The sequence below is a fragment of the Paraburkholderia sp. EG304 genome (genome assembly GCF_046543485.1).
GTDB classification, from domain to species: domain Bacteria; phylum Pseudomonadota; class Gammaproteobacteria; order Burkholderiales; family Burkholderiaceae; genus Paraburkholderia; species Paraburkholderia youngii.
Map to the genome: position 1 here is coordinate 385863 of NZ_JBKGUA010000001.1, position 16368 is coordinate 402230.

Sequence of the window (16368 nt, forward strand, 5' to 3'; positions counted from 1 at the left end):
TGAAGAACAGAACCCGAACAATTTCACGCTACCCATGACGCTTCCTTATCGACTCGAAGCCCGCACCACGCCCTCGCGCACGATGCAACTCGCCGTGCCGCTGATCGCCGCAGTGCTGACGCTCGCGATCGGCTTCCTGATTTTCGGCCTCGTCGGCCGCGACCCGTTGCAGGCGATGCACGCGTTCTTCATCGAGCCGCTGTCGAGCATCAACGGCTGGTCGGAGCTATTGCTGAAGGCGTCGCCGTTGTGCCTGATCGGCCTTGGGCTCGCGATCGGTTATCGCGCGAACGTGTGGAACATCGGCGCCGAAGGGCAGATGCTGCTCGGCGGCATCGCGGCGAGCGGCGTCGCGATCTATTTCGATCAGGCGAGCGGCTGGTGGATCCTGCCGACGATGATGCTCGCGGGCATCCTTGGCGGCATGGCTTGGGCTGCGATTCCGGCGTTCCTGAAGAGCCGCTTCAACACCAACGAGATTCTCGTGAGCCTGATGCTCACGTACGTCGCGACCCAACTGCTGATCTACCTGGTGAGCGGCCCGTGGCGCGATCCGCAGGGCATGAACTTTCCGCTGTCGGAGATGTTCAGCGGCGACGCGCTGTTTCCGACGCTGTATGGCGACTGGCACTGGAAATTTCTGCGCGGCACGCGCCTGAACGCGTCCGTGTTCCTCACGCTGATCGCGATTCCGCTCGTCTGGCTGTTCATGCGCAAGAGCTTCGCGGGCTACCGGATGAACGTCGGCGGACTCGCGCCGCTCGCCGCGCGCTACGCGGGCTTCTCCGACAAGAAGACGATCTGGACCTCGCTGCTGATTAGCGGCGGCCTCGCGGGCCTCGCCGGCATGGGCGAGATCGCCGGTCCGATCGGCCAGTTGCAGGCGACGTGGTCGCCGGGCTACGGCTTCACCGCGATCATCGTCGTGTTCGTCGGCCGCTTGCATCCGCTCGGCATCGTGCTCGCCAGTCTGCTGATGGCGCTGCTGTATCTCGGCGGCGAAGCGGTGCAGACCTCGATGCAATTGCCGCAAGCGCTTTCGGGCGTGTTCCAGGGGTTGCTGCTGTTCTGCCTGCTGGGCGCCGACCTGTTCGTGAACTACCGCGTGCGGCGCCGCTCGGCCGTGGCAGTGAGTCATTGAGTTTGCCAATAAGCTCGCTAATACGCCTTTAGAACTCGATATGGATATCCAGCAAGCCAGCGCGCTCACGTCGAGCGCGATCACCGCGTCGATCCCGCTGATGTTCGCGGGCGCCGGCGAACTCGTCGCCGAAAAATCGGGCGTGCTCAACCTAGGCGTGGAAGGGATGATGCTGATGGGCGCCGTCAGCGGCTACGCGGTCACGTCGATCACCGGCAGCCCGTGGCTCGGCGTGCTCGCCGCGATCGGCGCCGGTCTCGCGATGTCGCTGCTGTTCGCGTTCCTCACGCTGACGATGCTCGCCAACCAGGTCGCGACCGGCCTGTCGCTGACGATCTTCGGCATCGGACTGTCCGCGTATGTCGGCAAGCCGTACACGTCGGCCGCGGTGCGCGCGACGATCGATACGTGGACGATTCCCGGCCTGTCGAAAATCCCGGTGCTCGGTCCCGCGCTGTTTACCCTCACGCCGCTCGATTACCTCGCGTTCCTGATGTTCGCGGCGATCGGCTGGTTCCTGTATCGCACGCGCGCGGGGCTCGTGCTGCGCTCGGTCGGCGAATCGCCGCAGGTCGCACACTCGGTCGGCTTTCCGGTGGTCGGTGTGCGCTATGGCGCGGTCGCGTTCGGCGGCGGCATGGCGGGGCTCGCGGGCGGCTACTATTCGATCGTCAATCTGCACCTGTGGCAGGAAAATTTGACGTCGGGCCGCGGCTGGATCGCGCTCGCGCTCGTGGTGTTCGCGACGTGGCGCCCGGGCCGTCTGCTGATCGGCTCGCTGCTGTTCGGCGCGGTGACGGGGCTGCAGTTCTACGCGCAGGCGATCGGCGTGCCGGTGCCGACGCAGTTCCTCGCGATGCTGCCCTACGTCGCGACGATCGTCGTGCTGGCGCTGATCTCACGCAATCCGAACACGATTCGCCTGAATGCGCCCGCGTCGCTCGGCAAGCCGTTTTTTTCGGCGGGCTGACGGCGCCACAGGTTTTTTGTCGATTCGCTCACTACTATTCGCTCATCACGACAGGGGAAAAACATGAAGAGAAGAAATCTGCTGACCGCTTTCGCGTGGGGCGCGGCGTCGCTCGCACTTGCAGCGCCGCTCGCGCAAACCGCGCAGGCCGCCGACGTGCCGGGCGTTGCGTTCGTCTATCTCGGCAATCCGGGCGATGCCGGCTGGACCTTCGCGCACGACCAGGGCTCGCGCGAAGCCGAAGCGAAGTTCGGTAACCGGATCAAGGTCACGCGCGTCGAGAACGTGCCGGAATCGGCCGACTCGGAGCGCGTGTTCCGCGATCTCGCCAACAAGGGCAACAAGATCATCTTCGGCACGAGCTTCGGCTTCCAGGACTTTCAGCTGAAGGTCGCGAAGGACTTCCCGGACACCATCTTCCTGCACGCGACCGGCTACAAGAAGGCGCCGAACTTCGGCACCTACGACGTGCGCATGTATCAGGGCGCGTATCTGGCCGGCGTCGCCGCGGGCTACGTGACGAAGAGCAACACGCTCGGCTTCGTCGCGTCGGTACCGATTCCGGAAGTGGTGCGCAACATCAACGCGTTTACGCTGGGTGCGCGCTCGGTGAATCCGAAGGTGCATACGAAGGTGATCTGGATCAACAGCTGGTTCGATCCGGGCAAGGAAAAGCAGGCCGCCGAAACGTTGATCGGCCAGGGCGCGGACGTGCTGCTGCAGAACACCGATTCGAGCGCGACGCTCGCCACAGCTTCGGAGAAGCACGTGCACGCGTTCGGCTGGGATTCGGACATGAAGAAGTTCGGTCCTGATGCCCATCTCGGCTCGGTGGTCGCGCACTGGGGCGTGTACTACAGCGCGGTGATCCAGCAGGTGCTCGACGGCAAGTGGAAGAACGATCCGGTGTGGTGGGGTATTCCGCAGAAGGCCGTCAACCTCGAGAACCTGAACACGTCGGCGATTCCGGCCGATGGGCAGAAACAGGTCGCCGCCAGGCGCGAAGAACTCGCGAGCGGCAAGCGCGACGTGTTCACGGGCCCGATCAAGGATCAGTCGGGCACGGTGAAGGTGCCGGAAGGCAAGACCTTGACCGATCCGGAGTTGCAGCGCCTGAACTGGTACGTCGAGGGTGTCGACGGGTCGCTGCCGAAGTAAATCGGGCGGTCCGCTGTTGAAAAAAGCTGCGTCCAGCGTGGGCTGGACGCAGCTTTTCTGTTTGCGGCCTGCGCGTGGCAGCGCGCAAGCGTGCGTGTCGTGCGGTCGCCGCTCAGTCCTCGATGCGCAGGCCGACCTTCAGCGTCACCTGCCAGTACGCGACCTTGCCGTTCTCGATCTGGCCACGCGTTTCCGTGACCTCGAACCAGTGCAGATTGCGCAGCGTTTCCGACGCTTTGGCAATCGCGGTGGTGATCGCGTCGTCGATCGATTTCTTCGACGAACCGGTCAGTTCGATCTTCTTGTAAACGTGTTCTGACATGAATTCCTCCTTGGTGTGCGCCGCTGGTCGATAAAACGCTGCTCGGAAACGCGCTTGAAAAAAGTATAGGCAACGGTTCGCGCAGTCCGTCGGACATATGCGTGCTCGCGAGCGTCATCGCCTGCGCGGCGGATCGAACGTCGCGCCCGCACCATCGATGCCGCAGGTCGCGTGCCCGCTGCTGCGCGACTTCGGCGCATGGCATGGTCGTTATCATGTGGACGCAACATAATCCATTCAATCTGATAGCCGACGAGGTTCGAACGTGGAAATTGGTTTTTGCGGCCCCGGTCTGATGGGTGCGCCGATGATCCGGCACCTGCTGCGCGCGGGTCATACCGTGCATGTGTGGAATCGCACGCGAGCGAAGGCCGAGGCATTGCGGGCCGAGGGCGCGCACGTCGTCGACACGCCGCGTGAGCTGGCGGCGCGCTGCGACGCGGTGCTGCTGTGCGTCGCGGACGCGGCGGCGGTCGAACAGACCGTGTTCGGCGCGGCGGGGCTGCTCGGTGGCGATCCTTCGACCCCGCGCCGTGTGTGCTGGATCGTCGATCATTCGAGCATTCCGCCTGCCGCGACGCGCGCAATGGCGCGACGGGTGGCGGATTTCGCCGGGCAGGGCGGCGCGGCGGGCACCGGAGTTTCCCGGGATGGCGCGTCGATCGGCTGGATCGACGCGCCGGTGTCGGGCGGAGTCGCCGGCGCCACGGCGGGCACGCTCGCGATCATGGCAGGCGGTGAGGCGAGCGATCTCGCCGTGGTGCGCCCCTTGCTCGACGCCTATGCCGCCCGCGTCACGCACATGGGCGCGGTCGGCGCCGGGCAAACCGCGAAGCTGTGCAATCAGGCGATCGTCACCGCGACCGTTGCCGCGATCGCCGAGGCGGTGAGCCTCGCGCAGCGCAGCGGCATCGACGCCGCGAAGTTGCCCGAGGCGCTCGCCGGCGGCTGGGCCGATTCGGTGCTGCTGCGGACCTTCGTGCCGCGGATGACGCAAAGCGATCTCGCGCCGATCGGCGCGTTGCGCACGTTCCAGAAGGACGTCGATACAGTCGCGGCGACCGCCTACGAGACCGGCACGCCGATGCCGGTCGCGTCGACGGTCCAGCAATTGCTGCGACTCGGTGCCGCGATGGGGCTCGCCGATGCGGATTTTTCGGCCTTCATCGACATTCTGCAGACGCCGCGCGACGGCTCGAACGGGTAATGCGAGCCGGGGCGGGCGAACTGTCGGGTTGAAATCTCTAAACCTGCTAAAATATTGGGTTTTTCGCCGATATCACATTCAAAGGGACGCGCCGTGCTGTCTACTGCCAATATCACCATGCAATTCGGGCCGAAGCCCCTCTTCGAGAACATTTCGGTCAAATTCGGGGAAGGGAACCGCTATGGCCTGATCGGTGCGAACGGCTGCGGTAAATCCACCTTCATGAAGATTCTCGGTTCGGATCTCGAGCCGAGCTCGGGCAACGTGATGCTCGAGCCGAACGTGCGCCTCGGTAAGCTGCGTCAGGACCAGTTCGCATACGAAGACGTGCGCGTGCTCGACGTCGTGATGATGGGCCACACGGAAATGTGGGCCGCGATGACCGAGCGCGACGCGATCTACGCGAACCCCGACGCGACCGACGACGACTACATGCACGCCGCCGAACTCGAAGCGAAATTCGCCGAGTACGACGGCTACACGGCCGAAGCGCGCGCGGGCGAACTGCTGCTCGGCATCGGCATCGCGATCGAAGACCACAACGGCCCGATGAGCAACGTCGCACCGGGCTGGAAGCTGCGCGTGCTGCTCGCGCAGGCGCTGTTCTCGAAGCCGGACGTGCTGCTGCTCGATGAGCCGACCAACAACCTCGACATCAACTCGATCCGTTGGCTGGAAGATGTTCTCAACCAGTACAACTCGACGATGATCATCATCTCGCACGACCGGCACTTCCTGAACCAGGTCTGCACGCATATGGCCGACATGGACTACGGCACGCTGAAGGTCTATCCAGGCAACTACGACGACTACATGCTCGCGAGCACCCAGGCGCGCGAGCGTCAGCAGGCCGCCAACGCAAAAGCGAAGGAGCGCGTGGCCGATCTGCAGGACTTCGTGCGCCGCTTCTCGGCGAACAAGTCGAAGGCACGCCAGGCGACCAGTCGTCTGAAGATGATCGACAAGATCAAGATCGAGGAATTCAAGCCGTCGTCGCGGCAGAACCCGTTCATCCGCTTCGAGTTCGAGAAGAAGCTGCACAACATCGCGGTGGTCGCCGAGAACATTTCGAAGAAGTACGAGCGCTCGATCTTCAATAACTTCAGCATCAGCGTGCAGCCGGGCGAGCGTATCGCGATCATCGGCGAGAACGGCGCGGGCAAGACCACGCTGCTGCGCTCGCTGCTCGGCAATCTGCAGCTCGATCACGGCACCGTGAAGTGGGCGGAAAACGCGAACGTCGGCTACATGCCGCAGGACACCTACGAAGAGTTTCCGAACGACGTCACGTTGATGGACTGGATCGACCAGTACCGCAAGGAAGGCGACGACGAGCAGATGGTGCGCGGCACGCTCGGCCGCCTGCTGTTCAATGCGGACGACATCCGCAAGTCGGTCAAGGTGTTGTCCGGTGGCGAGAAGGGCCGCATGATCTGGGGCAAGCTGATGCTCGGCCGCCATAACGTGCTGCTGATGGACGAGCCGACCAACCACATGGACATGGAGTCGATCGAGTCGCTGCAGATCGCGCTGGACAAGTTCGAAGGCACGCTGATTTTCGTGTCGCACGACCGGGAATTCGTCAGCGGGTTGGCGAACCGGATCATCGAAGTGCGCACGGACGGCACCCTGAACGACTTCGGCGGCAACTACGAGGACTTCCTGACGAGTCAGGGCGTTCAATAAGCGCTGGGTCGCTGGTTTTCAGCGATCCCCCAAAGGCCCATGCCGGCAGTTTGCCGGCATGGGCCTTTTTGTTTTGGTGGCTAACCGGTGCCTCAGGCGCTGGACTCATGCCCGCTCTGCGCGAGCCGTCGAATGACTTCATCCAGCTTACCCATGATGCGATTCTTCGCTTGAGACGCGCTATTTGCAGGCTTTGCCGCTCTAGCTGTAGGGTGCCTGACGAGCTCGTGCAGGGGCTGCATCGGATGGCTGAGCAGCGCACTTTCCGCTTCCCGCCCAAGCGCGACGAACCGCACGTTTCCAGGGAACAGGCTGATGAAGCCGGTCAGAATCTGGGCTGTCGCATGTAGCTCTGGATTGGTTGGGCGGCGGTTGCTCTCGGTGTCTTCGTCAGCGAACGGATGAAACGGGAATGCATTCCATAGCGCAAACTCGGTTGGGCCGAAGCCATTGGAAAGCATCGTCTGCCAGACGATCGAGGCGGTTCTCTCATAGACACCGTATTCGCGGTCCGTCATTCGAGGCAACGCATCGCGGCAACTGGTGCGGGTTGCCGAACCCGGCAAATAGTCCGGCAGCGGGCCGCGGTCTGTTCTCGTGGCGACGCCGTTGAGCTTCGTATCGTTGCCAAGCAGAATCCGCTCGGAGGTCATCGCGATGCCCGTGAAGCGCCCGCCGCGGCAGCTCAGCGCTTCCGCAATCAGGATCACCTTGACGCTCGTCCGGCGGGCCTGCAGGTAGGCGGCGAGCTGTTGCTGGCGAATCAGTGGCGCGTTGATGCCCGGCTGGTCGCGTTCATCGGTCTCGGACCATGGATTGAACACGTGGGCCATTCGGCGCCATTGCGCGAGGCACTGAACGAAGTCCCGGGTGGTCGTCATGGAGCCGAAGTTTTCCGAAAAGTTCTCGGGTTTGGATGCATTCGTATCTGCAGCAATTAGAGGAAAACGCAAACCAATAAAAAATGCCGGGACATCCCGGCATTCTTCATGGTTGCAAGCAACCTCGAACTGCGATGCGTGCAGACGACCGGCTCACACCTTGTCGTTCTGAAAGCGCATCGCCGTGCCTTCCCGTTCGATCCGGGTCCAGATCGCGCGTTTTTCCTCGTCGCTGAGGAACACCCAGTTCGACACTTCGGCCGCGGTGCGGCCGCAGCCTTTGCAGACCTCGTCGAAGAGCGTGGAGCAGACGCCGATGCACGGGCTGTCGGGAAGATCGTGGAGATTCGAAGTCATCGGAAACCTTGGGGCGGGGGGCGAAGTCCCGCTATGTTAACCGATGTGCGGCGCGTGCCTTGCACGCGGCGCTCAGCGCGATGCGAAGTTCACGATACCCGCGCACCGACGTGCGCGGCTGCCGTCATGCCCCGGTCGCCAGTTGCCACATCAGCGCGCCATTGAGCGCAATGATGAACCACGCCGATAGCCACGACAGCACCAGCGGCACGCCGTGCACGCGCCAGCCGCGCATCAGCGCCGGATCGGACGCACAGCGGATCAGCGGCACGACCGCGAGAGGCAATTGCAGGCTCAGCACGACCTGGCTCGCGACCAGCAACTGGTTCGAGCCATGCTGGCCGAACATGCCCACCGCGAGCAGGGCCGGCCCGATCGCGAGCGCACGCGTGAGCAGTGCGCGTTTCCAGCGCGGCAAGCGCAGCCGCAGGAAGCCTTCCATCACCGCCTGACCGGCCAGCGTGCCGGTGACCGTCGCGCTGAGTCCGCACGCAAGCAGTGCCGCGGCGAACAGGATGCCGGCCCAGCGGTTGCCGACGAGCGGCGCGATCAGCCGATGCGCATCGGCCAGATCGGTCACGTCGCGATGACCGCTGGCATAGAACACGGCGGCCGCGACGATCAGCAGCGCCGCGTTGATCACGAACGCGAACGCAAGCGAGCCGAAGGTATCGAGATTGACGACGTGCAGCGCGGCCTTGATCTGCGCGTCGCTGCTGTCGGGCGCGTGATGCTTGACGAGAGCCGAATGCAGATACAGGTTGTGCGGCATGACCGTCGCGCCGACGATGCCCGCCGCGAGCCACAGCATGCCCGCGTTTCTGATCAGCTCGATGCTCGGCGCGGTGCCGGCCAGCGCCGCGTGCCAGTCGGGCCGCGCGAGCGCGAGCTGCACGACGAAGCACAGGCCGACGAAGCCGATCAGCGCGGCGATCACCGCTTCCAGCCGGCGGCCGCCCTTGTGCTGGAGCGCGAGCAGCGCGAACGTGCAGACCGCCGACATCAGGACGCCGACTGTCAGCGACACGCCGAGCAGCAGTTGCAGCGCGACCGCGCTGCCGACCACCTCGGCGACATCGCAGGCGATGATCGCGACTTCGCTCGTCAGCCACAGGAACAGCGTCGCGCGCCGGCCATTGCGCTCGCGGCACAGCTGCGCAAGATCGCGCCCGGTCACGACGCCAAGGCGCGACGACAGCCATTGCATCAGCATCCCCATCATGCTCGACAGCAGCACGATGCCGAGCAGGCCGTAGCCGTAGCCCGCGCCGGCGCCGAGCGCGGTCGCCCAGTTGCCGGGGTCGATATAGCCGACCGCGATCAGCGCGCCGGCGCCGAGGAACGAGAACCAGTGCGCCGGACGCGTCGGCTCACCCGGCAGACGCCGGCGCCGGTTGGGACGCATCGCGAAAGGATTGGTGTTCATCGTGCCAGAGCTTCTGGGAAACGCATCCTGTTGCAAGTGATATGCCCATCGCAGTCGCGCAGCGGCTGGCCGGCCGTCGCGCGACGACGTCGCGCAATCCGCATCAAAGGATCATGATAGGAGCAATCGAGCCGTCGTGGCGAAGCCGGTGCGCATGAAAGGTGCGCTGCCGCGCCGACGCGGCTCTGCACCTACCTGCACCGTCCGGCACCCGCGCGGGCGTGAGCGGCGCCCCGGCGAAGCGCGAGCCGACGCCGACCTGACAGGCAGATAACAGCGCCGCGACGAAACCCCCGCAACCTGCGCCAGCGCGGGGAAAGCGCGACCGCGGCGCGCGTATTTTCCGGTAGACACGCGCCGATAACCCGTTAAAATTGCGGCCATTTTGCAAGGGTGCGGCCACAGCCTGTACCGTTTGCGCGACAGCTCCGGGTTTTTTTTGGAGTGGGCAATAATTGGTGGTAGTTTTCGGGGTTTTCAGGGGGCCGTGCGCGCGAGGGCGCGGCTTGAGTGACGACGGGAGCGGAGAACGGGATGAACAAACGGATAGTGGGGCATGTGGCGGCGCTGATCTTGTGCGCGGCGCCGTGGTTGACGGCCGCTGCGAAAGATACGCAGCTGAACGTGTATAACTGGTCCGACTATATCGCGAAGGATACGATCCCGAACTTCACGAAACAGACCGGCGTTCAGGTCAAGTACGACAACTACGACAGCGACGACACGCTGCAGGCGAAGCTGCTCACCGGCAACTCGGGATACGACATCGTCGTGCCGACCAGCAACTACGCGGGCAAGCAGATTGCCGCGGGCATCTTCGAGCCGCTCGACAAATCGAAGCTGCCGAACCTGAAGTACCTCGACCCGTCGCTGATGGCGCTCGTCGCCGGCGCCGATCCGGGCAACAAGTACGTGGTGCCCTGGGCGTACGGCACGACCGGCCTCGGCTACAACGTGACGAAGGTCCAGCAGATCCTCGGCAAGGACGTGCCGCTCGATAACTGGGACATCCTGTTCAAGCCGGAAAACATCTCGAAGCTGAAGGCCTGCGGCGTGTCGGTGCTCGACGCGCCGGACCAGATGTTCGCGGCCGCGCTGCACTACATGGGCAAGGACCCGATGAGCACGAACCCGGCCGACTACCGCGCCGCGCTCGAGATGCTGAAGAAAATCCGTCCGTACATCACGCAGTTCAACTCGTCGGGCTACATCAACGACCTCGTCGGGGGTGATGTCTGCTTCGCGTACGGCTGGTCGGGCGACGTCGTGATCGCCAAGCATCGCGCGATCGAGGCGAAGAAGCCGTACAAGATCGAGTACTTCGTGCCGAAGGGCGGCGCGCCGGTGTGGTTCGACGTGATGGCGATTCCGAAGGATGCGAAGCACAAGGAAGCCGCGCTCGAGTGGATCAACTACATCGAGACGCCGCAGGTGCACGCCGCGATCACCAACGCCGTGTACTACCCGAGCGTCAATATGGAAGCGCGCAAGTACGTGGACAAGGACGTCGCGAACGATCCGGCCGTGTACCCGTCGCCGGAAACCATCAAGACGCTGTTCCTGTTGAAACCGCTGCCGCAGGAAATCCAGCGGCTGCAAACGCGACTGTGGACCGAGTTCAAGTCCGGCCGCTAAGCGTGGCAACAACAAACAGATAAGAAGCCTATGAAGCCCTCGGTGTTCACCGGGGGCTTTGTTCGTCAAACGCCGGAGTGAAGCAGCATTATGATGAGTAGTGACCAGCCGGGCGCGCTGGCCGGGACGGCCGTGCCGTCGACGGGCCCGAGCGCCGTTACGGGAGACGCAGCGGAGCAGTTTATCCAGATCGTCGACGTCGTGAAGAAGTTCGGCGAGACCGTCGCGGTCAAAGGGGTCAACCTGACGGTAAAGAAGGGCGAGCTGTTCGCGCTGCTCGGCAGTTCGGGCTGCGGCAAGTCGACCTTGCTGCGCATGATGGCCGGGCTCGAAACCGTGACGTCGGGCAAGATCCTGATCGATGGCGAAGACCTCGCGCAACTGCCGCCGTATCGCCGGCCGGTCAACATGATGTTCCAGTCGTACGCGCTGTTTCCGCACATGACGGTCGAGGCGAACGTCGCGTTCGGCCTGAAGCAGGAGGGCGTGCCGAAGGCCGAGCTGAAAGACCGCGTGCACAACGCGCTCGAACTCGTGCAAATGGGCCGCTTCGCGAAGCGCAAGCCGCACCAGCTGTCGGGCGGGCAGCAGCAGCGCGTGGCGCTCGCGCGCTCGCTCGTCAAGCGGCCGAAGCTGCTGCTGCTCGACGAGCCGATGTCGGCGCTCGACAAGCAGATCCGCCAGCGCACACAGATCGAGCTCGTCAACATTCTCGACCAGGTCGGCGTCACCTGCATGATGGTCACGCACGATCAGGAAGAAGCGATGACGATGGCCAACCGCCTCGCCGTGATGAGCGAAGGCCAGATCGTGCAGCTCGGCACGCCGCATGAAGTCTACGAGTATCCGAACAGCCGTTTCTCGGCGGAATTCATCGGCTCGACCAATCTGTTCGAAGGCCGCACGGTCGAGGACGAACCCGATCACGTGTTCATCGAAACGCCGGATCTGACTTGCCGTTTGCACGTCAATCACGGCATCACCGGTCCGCTCGGCATGCCGGTGACGATCTCGGTGCGGCCCGAACGCATCGCGCTCACGCGCAAGCCGCCCGAGGGCGCGTACAACTGGGGCAAGGGCGTCGTCACGAATATCGCGTACATGGGCGGCTATTCGCTGTATCACGTGAAGCTCGAGGGCGGCAAGACCGTGATCGCGAACGTGACGAGCCTCGCGCTCACCGAAATCGATCCGCCGTCCTGGGGCGACGAAGTCTACGTGCGCTGGAGCGCATCGGCCGGCGTGGTGCTGACGTCATGAAAGAAGCGCTTCGCTCGTTTTTCGCGTGGCCGGTGCGGCGTCTGAAGCTCACGGGACGTAGCGCGGTGGTGGCGGGGCCGTTCATCTGGCTCCTGCTGTTTTTTCTCGTGCCGTTCCTGCTGGTCGTGAAGATCAGCTTCGCCGATTCGCAGCTCGGCATTCCGCCGTACACGCAGCTCGTCACCTTCGCGGAAGGCGCGCTGCACATCACGCTCGATCTATCGCACTACGCGTTTCTGCTGACCGACAGCCTGTACTTCGCAACCTATGTGAATTCGGTCGTGGTTGCGGCGATTTCGACCTTGCTGTGTCTGCTGATCGGCTATCCGATGGCGTACTACATCGCGCGCTCCAATGCAGCCACCCGCAATCTGCTGATGATGGCCGTGATGCTGCCGTTCTGGACTTCGTTCCTGATCCGCGTGTACGCATGGATCGGCATTCTGAAGAACAACGGGCTGCTGAATAACTTCCTCATGTCGGTCGGCCTGATCCATTCGCCGATCGAGCTGTATCACACGAACACGGCGGTCTATATCGGCATGGTCTATTCGTACCTGCCGTTTCTCGTGATGCCGCTTTACGCTCACCTCGTGAAAATGGACCTCACCCTGCTCGAAGCCGCGTACGACCTCGGCGCGAAGCCGTGGAAGGCGTTCTGGCAGATCACGCTGCCGCTGTCGAAGAACGGCATCGTCGCCGGCTGTCTGCTGGTGTTCATTCCGGCGGTCGGCGAGTACGTGATTCCTGAGCTGCTCGGCGGCGCGAACACGCTGATGATCGGCCGCGTGATGTGGAACGAGTTCTTCGACAACGCCGACTGGCCGATGGCGTCCGCCGTCACCTGTGCGATGGTGTTGCTGCTGCTGGTGCCGATGGCGCTGTTCCAGCATGCGCAGGCGAAGGCATTGGAGGAGGGCCGCCAATGAAACCGAATCGCATGCTGCAGCTGATTGCTCTCGGCATCGGCTTTCTGTTTCTGTATATCCCGATCGTCAGCCTCGTCGTGTATTCGTTCAACGAATCGCAACTGGTCACGGTGTGGACGCGCTTTTCGACGCGCTGGTACGCGGCGCTGCTGCGGGACGACGAACTCATTGCGTCGGCATGGCTGTCGCTGCGGATCGGCTTGCTGACGGCGTTCGCGTCGGTGATCATCGGTACGTGGGCCGGTTTCGTGCTCGCGCGCATGGGGCGCTTTCGCGGCTTCACGCTGTACACGGGCATGATCAACGCGCCGCTGGTGATCCCCGAGGTGATTCAGGGCATCTCGCTGCTGCTGCTGTTCATCGAAATGGCGCGCTGGATCGGCTGGCCGGCTGAACGCGGCATCTTCACGATCTGGATCGGTCACGTGATGCTGTGTATTTCGTACGTCGCGATCATCGTGCAGTCGCGCGTGCGGGAGCTGCATCCGTCGCTCGAGGAAGCCGCGCTCGACCTCGGCGCGACCCCGTTGCGCGTGTTCTTCTCCGTCACGCTGCCGCTGATTTCACAGGCGCTGGTGTCGGGCTGGCTGCTGTCGTTTACGCTGTCGATCGACGACCTCGTGCTGTCCGCGTTCCTGTCGGGTCCCGGCTCGACGACCTTGCCGCTCGTCGTGTTCTCGCGCGTGCGCCTCGGCTTGAACCCGGAGATGAATGCGCTCGCGACGCTGTTCATCGCAGTCGTCACGGTCGGCGTCGTCGCGGCGAACTTCTTCATGCAGCGCGCGGAGCGCAAGCGGGCCGTGATGGCGGTTTGAGGTTGCGCGACGCGTTGAGCGCCTTCACTTCTTCTGACGATGGCGATAATCGAGTCCCTTCTGCGCGTGCTGGACTGGCAGCCGCTTTATCGGCTGTGGGAACTGATCGTGATCATCGTGAAGTTTCTATGGGAGCTGTTGCGGTTGCTGAGCGGCGGTGGAGGGCAGTGACTGCGCCTGCCTCCGCGCGGCGCCGATTCAACGCGCGAAGCGGTAATCCTGCGGCCGCACGCGCCGCGTACGCTTGCGAAAGCTGAACGTGAAGCCGGGCCAGATCGCGGTGACCTTGCCGCTGTGCGTCTGATACCAGCTATGGCAGCCGCTCGTCCATACCGCGTGCCGCATCTCCTGCTGCAAACGCGCATTGAAATCGCGCTGCACGTCCGCGCGCAAGGTCATCGTGCGCGCATTCCGTTTGCGCAGCACACGCAGGCAATCGCCGATGTAGCGCAGTTGCGACTCGATCATGTAGATCATCGAGTTATGGCCGAGCCCCGTGTTCGGGCCGACGATCATGAAGAAGTTCGGGAAGTTCGCGATGCTCGTGCCGAGATAGGCCTCGGGGCCATCGCGTAGCCATAGCGTGCTGAGGTCGGTGCCGTCGAGACCGGTCACTTCGAACGGTGCGGGCACGTCGTTGACCTGGAAGCCGGTGCCGCAGATGATCGCGTCCGCGTGGTGGTGCACGCCGTCCTCGGTCACGATGCCATCCGCGACGATCTCGCGAATGCCACTCGTCACGACATCGACGTTCGGCTGGCACACGGCCGGGTAATAGTCGCTCGACAGCAGCACGCGCTTGCAGCCGAGCCGGTAGTTCGGCGTGAGCTTCGCGCGCAGCGCCGGGTCCTTGACGCGTCGCTCCAGATAGCTGAGGCCGAACTTCATCGGCATCTCCATCAGCTTCGGATTGACGACGAACGCGATCCCACGCGATTCGAGCTGCCAATAGATCGCGCTGCGAACGAAGCGCTGCGTGAACGGCAGCGTACGGAACAGCCATTGCGCGCGCGGGCCGATCGGCTTGTCGCGCTTCGGCATCACCCACGGCGCGGTGCGCTGGAACAGGTCCAGATGCGCGACGCGCGGCTGGATTTTCGGCACGAACTGGATCGCGCTCGCGCCGGTGCCGATTACCGCGACGCGTTTGCCGTCGAGCGCATACGCGTGATCCCAGCGCGCCGAATGAAACAGCTTGCCTTCGAAACGTTCGATGCCGGCGATGCGCGGCAGCGCGGGACGCGACAACGGACCGTTCGCGGCGATCAGCACGTCGGCCTCGATGATTTCGCGCGCGCCGTTCGTGTCGAGTTCGACGAGCCAGATCTGCCGCGCTTCGTCGAAACGCGCGGCGCTCACTCTCGCATTGCAACGCACATAGCGATCGACGCCGTACTTGCGCGCGCAGTGCTGAAGATACGCGAGAATTTCGGCCTGGCTGCTGAACGAGCGCGACCACGCCGGGTTCGCCTCGAATGAAAACGAATACAGATGGGAGGGGACGTCGCAGGCCGCGCCGGGGTAGGTATTGTCGCGCCACGTGCCGCCGATGCTGCTCGCCGCCTCGTAGACGGTAAACGACGTGATGCCCATCTGCTGCAGACGGATCGCCATGCCGATGCCGGCAAAGCCACTGCCGACGATCGCAATGCGCGGCGCGGTGGATGAAGGGGAGGGGGCAGGCGTCACGACGGTCTCCGGCACGGGCGAAAGCGGGGGTGAAGCGACAGCGGCTACGGCGCGGCGGGCTCGCGCGGCGCGGACGGCCGGGGCCGAAACGCGCGTCTACACCTGTCTATACATGGCTTATCGCGCAGGGTAGACAAGCGTACACATCGCGTCAAGATCGTTTAGAGTGCAGCTATTAAACGCGTATATCGCGCGATGATTGAACGCACGATGAGCACTGTCCCCGAAGCATCGTCCGTCGCCGGTCCGGAGTTGCCGCCCGGCAAGCGCAAGCTGATCGAAGCCGCGCTGCGGTTGACCGCCGGCGGCCGCAGTTTCGCGAGCCTCGGCTTGCGCGAGCTCGCGCGCGAGGCGGGGCTCAATCCGAACACGTTCTACCGTCATTTCAGCGCGCTCGACGAACTCGCGCGCGAAGCCGTCGCCGCCGTGAGCCGTCGGCTTCGGCCGATGCTGCGGCGCGAGCGCTGGCTCGCCGCGCACGACGAACCGCACAGCGTGCCACGGCGCGCATGCGTCGCGTTTTTCGCATTCGCGCTGGCGAACCGCGAGGCGTTCCTGAGCGCGCTGGCCGAATATCACGGCATGTCGCCGGCTTTGCGCGAAGCGGTGCGCGCGAACCTGCACGAGGTGTCGGCGGAAATGGCGGACGACGTCGTGCAGCTCCAACTGATGCCGCAACTCGCGCGGGAGACCGTCGACGAGGTCTGCACGCAGATCGTGCTGCAACTGTTTCATCTATCCGCTGAATACATCGACGCGAACGACGCGCGCCGCGACGCATTGATCGATTACGCCGAGCGTTTCATCGTGCGGCTGTTCGCGGGGGCGGTCGTGCTCGCGCAGCACGAGGGTAGCCAGGCCGAATCGGCGCGGGCCTGAAATAAACGAAAGC

At 63.9% G+C, this 16368-nt stretch carries 15 protein-coding genes; 10 read left to right on the forward strand and 5 right to left on the reverse strand.

The genetic code is table 11. From position 1 onward, the window contains the following. The first annotated feature begins 34 nt into the window (after positions 1–34). The 3 genes from ACLFKU_RS01795 (at position 35) to ACLFKU_RS01805 (ending at position 3269) form a co-directional block, all read left to right on the forward strand. Positions 35–1141, forward strand: coding sequence for an ABC transporter permease (locus ACLFKU_RS01795; protein WP_410847975.1), 1107 nt, complete (start codon positions 35–37; stop codon positions 1139–1141). A gap of 40 nt (positions 1142–1181) precedes the next feature. After that, on the forward strand, positions 1182–2111 hold the full coding sequence (locus tag ACLFKU_RS01800) for an ABC transporter permease (protein ID WP_176108325.1): 930 nt from the start codon (positions 1182–1184) through the stop codon (positions 2109–2111). Positions 2112–2174: 63 nt separating this feature from the next. Beyond that, positions 2175–3269: a BMP family ABC transporter substrate-binding protein gene (locus ACLFKU_RS01805; protein ID WP_368587095.1), complete on the forward strand. Its 1095-nt coding sequence runs from the start codon at positions 2175–2177 to the stop codon at positions 3267–3269. Between the two features lie 112 nt (positions 3270–3381). Here the strand turns inward: ACLFKU_RS01805 and ACLFKU_RS01810 are convergent, their stop codons facing one another. After that, complete coding sequence (locus ACLFKU_RS01810) at positions 3382–3591, reverse strand: dodecin (protein ID WP_018435559.1); 210 nt, start codon at positions 3589–3591, stop codon at positions 3382–3384. A 265-nt stretch (positions 3592–3856) separates the two neighbouring features. Here ACLFKU_RS01810 and ACLFKU_RS01815 point away from each other — a divergent pair, with 265 nt between their 5' ends. Next, entirely contained in the window at positions 3857–4798 is a 942-nt protein-coding gene (locus ACLFKU_RS01815) for an NAD(P)-dependent oxidoreductase (RefSeq protein ID WP_410847976.1), read from the forward strand. A gap of 93 nt (positions 4799–4891) precedes the next feature. Beyond that, entirely contained in the window at positions 4892–6484 is a 1593-nt protein-coding gene (locus ACLFKU_RS01820; protein ID WP_368587093.1) for an ABC-F family ATPase, read from the forward strand. 92 nt (positions 6485–6576) lie between these two features. Here the strand turns inward: ACLFKU_RS01820 and ACLFKU_RS01825 are convergent, their stop codons facing one another. From ACLFKU_RS01825 to ACLFKU_RS01835, 3 genes are all read right to left on the reverse strand, one after another. Continuing rightward, positions 6577–7365: a uracil-DNA glycosylase gene (locus ACLFKU_RS01825; RefSeq protein WP_410847977.1), complete on the reverse strand. Its 789-nt coding sequence runs from the start codon at positions 7363–7365 to the stop codon at positions 6577–6579. Between the two features lie 153 nt (positions 7366–7518). Next, positions 7519–7722 carry a DUF1289 domain-containing protein gene (locus ACLFKU_RS01830; protein WP_013089654.1) on the reverse strand — a complete coding sequence of 68 codons (204 nt, stop codon included), beginning with the start codon at positions 7720–7722 and terminating at the stop codon, positions 7519–7521. A gap of 124 nt (positions 7723–7846) precedes the next feature. Continuing rightward, the gene (locus ACLFKU_RS01835; RefSeq protein ID WP_368587090.1) at positions 7847–9148 is read right to left on the reverse strand and encodes an Nramp family divalent metal transporter; all 1302 of its coding nucleotides are present in this window, start codon (positions 9146–9148) and stop codon (positions 7847–7849) included. 534 nt (positions 9149–9682) lie between these two features. On the opposite strand from ACLFKU_RS01835, the gene ACLFKU_RS01840 reads away from it, so the two are divergent. The 4 genes from ACLFKU_RS01840 to ACLFKU_RS01855 all read left to right on the forward strand — a co-directional run bounded on the left by ACLFKU_RS01840 (position 9683) and on the right by ACLFKU_RS01855 (position 13787). Then, positions 9683–10783 (forward strand): polyamine ABC transporter substrate-binding protein, encoded by a 1101-nt coding sequence (locus tag ACLFKU_RS01840; RefSeq protein WP_410847978.1) that lies wholly within the window; start codon positions 9683–9685, stop codon positions 10781–10783. Positions 10784–10876: 93 nt separating this feature from the next. Continuing rightward, complete coding sequence (locus ACLFKU_RS01845; protein ID WP_368587088.1) at positions 10877–12043, forward strand: ABC transporter ATP-binding protein; 1167 nt, start codon at positions 10877–10879, stop codon at positions 12041–12043. Next, a complete protein-coding gene (locus ACLFKU_RS01850) occupies positions 12040–12972 on the forward strand; it encodes an ABC transporter permease subunit (protein ID WP_410847979.1) in 933 nt (310 codons plus the stop codon). The genes ACLFKU_RS01845 and ACLFKU_RS01850 overlap by 4 nt, the downstream gene beginning before the upstream one ends. Then, positions 12969–13787: an ABC transporter permease subunit gene (locus ACLFKU_RS01855; protein WP_368587086.1), complete on the forward strand. Its 819-nt coding sequence runs from the start codon at positions 12969–12971 to the stop codon at positions 13785–13787. The genes ACLFKU_RS01850 and ACLFKU_RS01855 overlap by 4 nt, the downstream gene beginning before the upstream one ends. A 198-nt stretch (positions 13788–13985) precedes the next feature. On the opposite strand, the gene ACLFKU_RS01860 is transcribed toward ACLFKU_RS01855, so the two are convergent. Continuing rightward, positions 13986–15476, reverse strand: coding sequence for a flavin-containing monooxygenase (locus ACLFKU_RS01860; protein ID WP_410847980.1), 1491 nt, complete (start codon positions 15474–15476; stop codon positions 13986–13988). Positions 15477–15686: 210 nt separating this feature from the next. Between ACLFKU_RS01860 and ACLFKU_RS01865 the strand changes: the two genes are divergently transcribed. After that, positions 15687–16355 (forward strand): TetR family transcriptional regulator, encoded by a 669-nt coding sequence (locus tag ACLFKU_RS01865; protein WP_368587084.1) that lies wholly within the window; start codon positions 15687–15689, stop codon positions 16353–16355. Positions 16356–16368 lie beyond the last annotated feature (13 nt).

What these genes read in the sequence shown, in the direction of transcription:
- ACLFKU_RS01825 (WP_410847977.1), bottom strand. Translation starts at nt 7,365, where the DNA reads ATGACGACCACCCGGGACTTCGTTCAGTGCCTCGCGCAATGGCGCCGA.
- ACLFKU_RS01800 (WP_176108325.1), top strand. Translation starts at nt 1,182, where the DNA reads ATGGATATCCAGCAAGCCAGCGCGCTCACGTCGAGCGCGATCACCGCG.
- ACLFKU_RS01865 (WP_368587084.1), top strand. Translation starts at nt 15,687, where the DNA reads ATGAGCACTGTCCCCGAAGCATCGTCCGTCGCCGGTCCGGAGTTGCCG.
- ACLFKU_RS01840 (WP_410847978.1), top strand. Translation starts at nt 9,683, where the DNA reads ATGAACAAACGGATAGTGGGGCATGTGGCGGCGCTGATCTTGTGCGCG.
- ACLFKU_RS01845 (WP_368587088.1), top strand. Translation starts at nt 10,877, where the DNA reads ATGAGTAGTGACCAGCCGGGCGCGCTGGCCGGGACGGCCGTGCCGTCG.
- ACLFKU_RS01795 (WP_410847975.1), top strand. Translation starts at nt 35, where the DNA reads ATGACGCTTCCTTATCGACTCGAAGCCCGCACCACGCCCTCGCGCACG.
- ACLFKU_RS01830 (WP_013089654.1), bottom strand. Translation starts at nt 7,722, where the DNA reads ATGACTTCGAATCTCCACGATCTTCCCGACAGCCCGTGCATCGGCGTC.
- ACLFKU_RS01855 (WP_368587086.1), top strand. Translation starts at nt 12,969, where the DNA reads ATGAAACCGAATCGCATGCTGCAGCTGATTGCTCTCGGCATCGGCTTT.
- ACLFKU_RS01810 (WP_018435559.1), bottom strand. Translation starts at nt 3,591, where the DNA reads ATGTCAGAACACGTTTACAAGAAGATCGAACTGACCGGTTCGTCGAAG.
- ACLFKU_RS01850 (WP_410847979.1), top strand. Translation starts at nt 12,040, where the DNA reads ATGAAAGAAGCGCTTCGCTCGTTTTTCGCGTGGCCGGTGCGGCGTCTG.
- ACLFKU_RS01835 (WP_368587090.1), bottom strand. Translation starts at nt 9,148, where the DNA reads ATGAACACCAATCCTTTCGCGATGCGTCCCAACCGGCGCCGGCGTCTG.
- ACLFKU_RS01805 (WP_368587095.1), top strand. Translation starts at nt 2,175, where the DNA reads ATGAAGAGAAGAAATCTGCTGACCGCTTTCGCGTGGGGCGCGGCGTCG.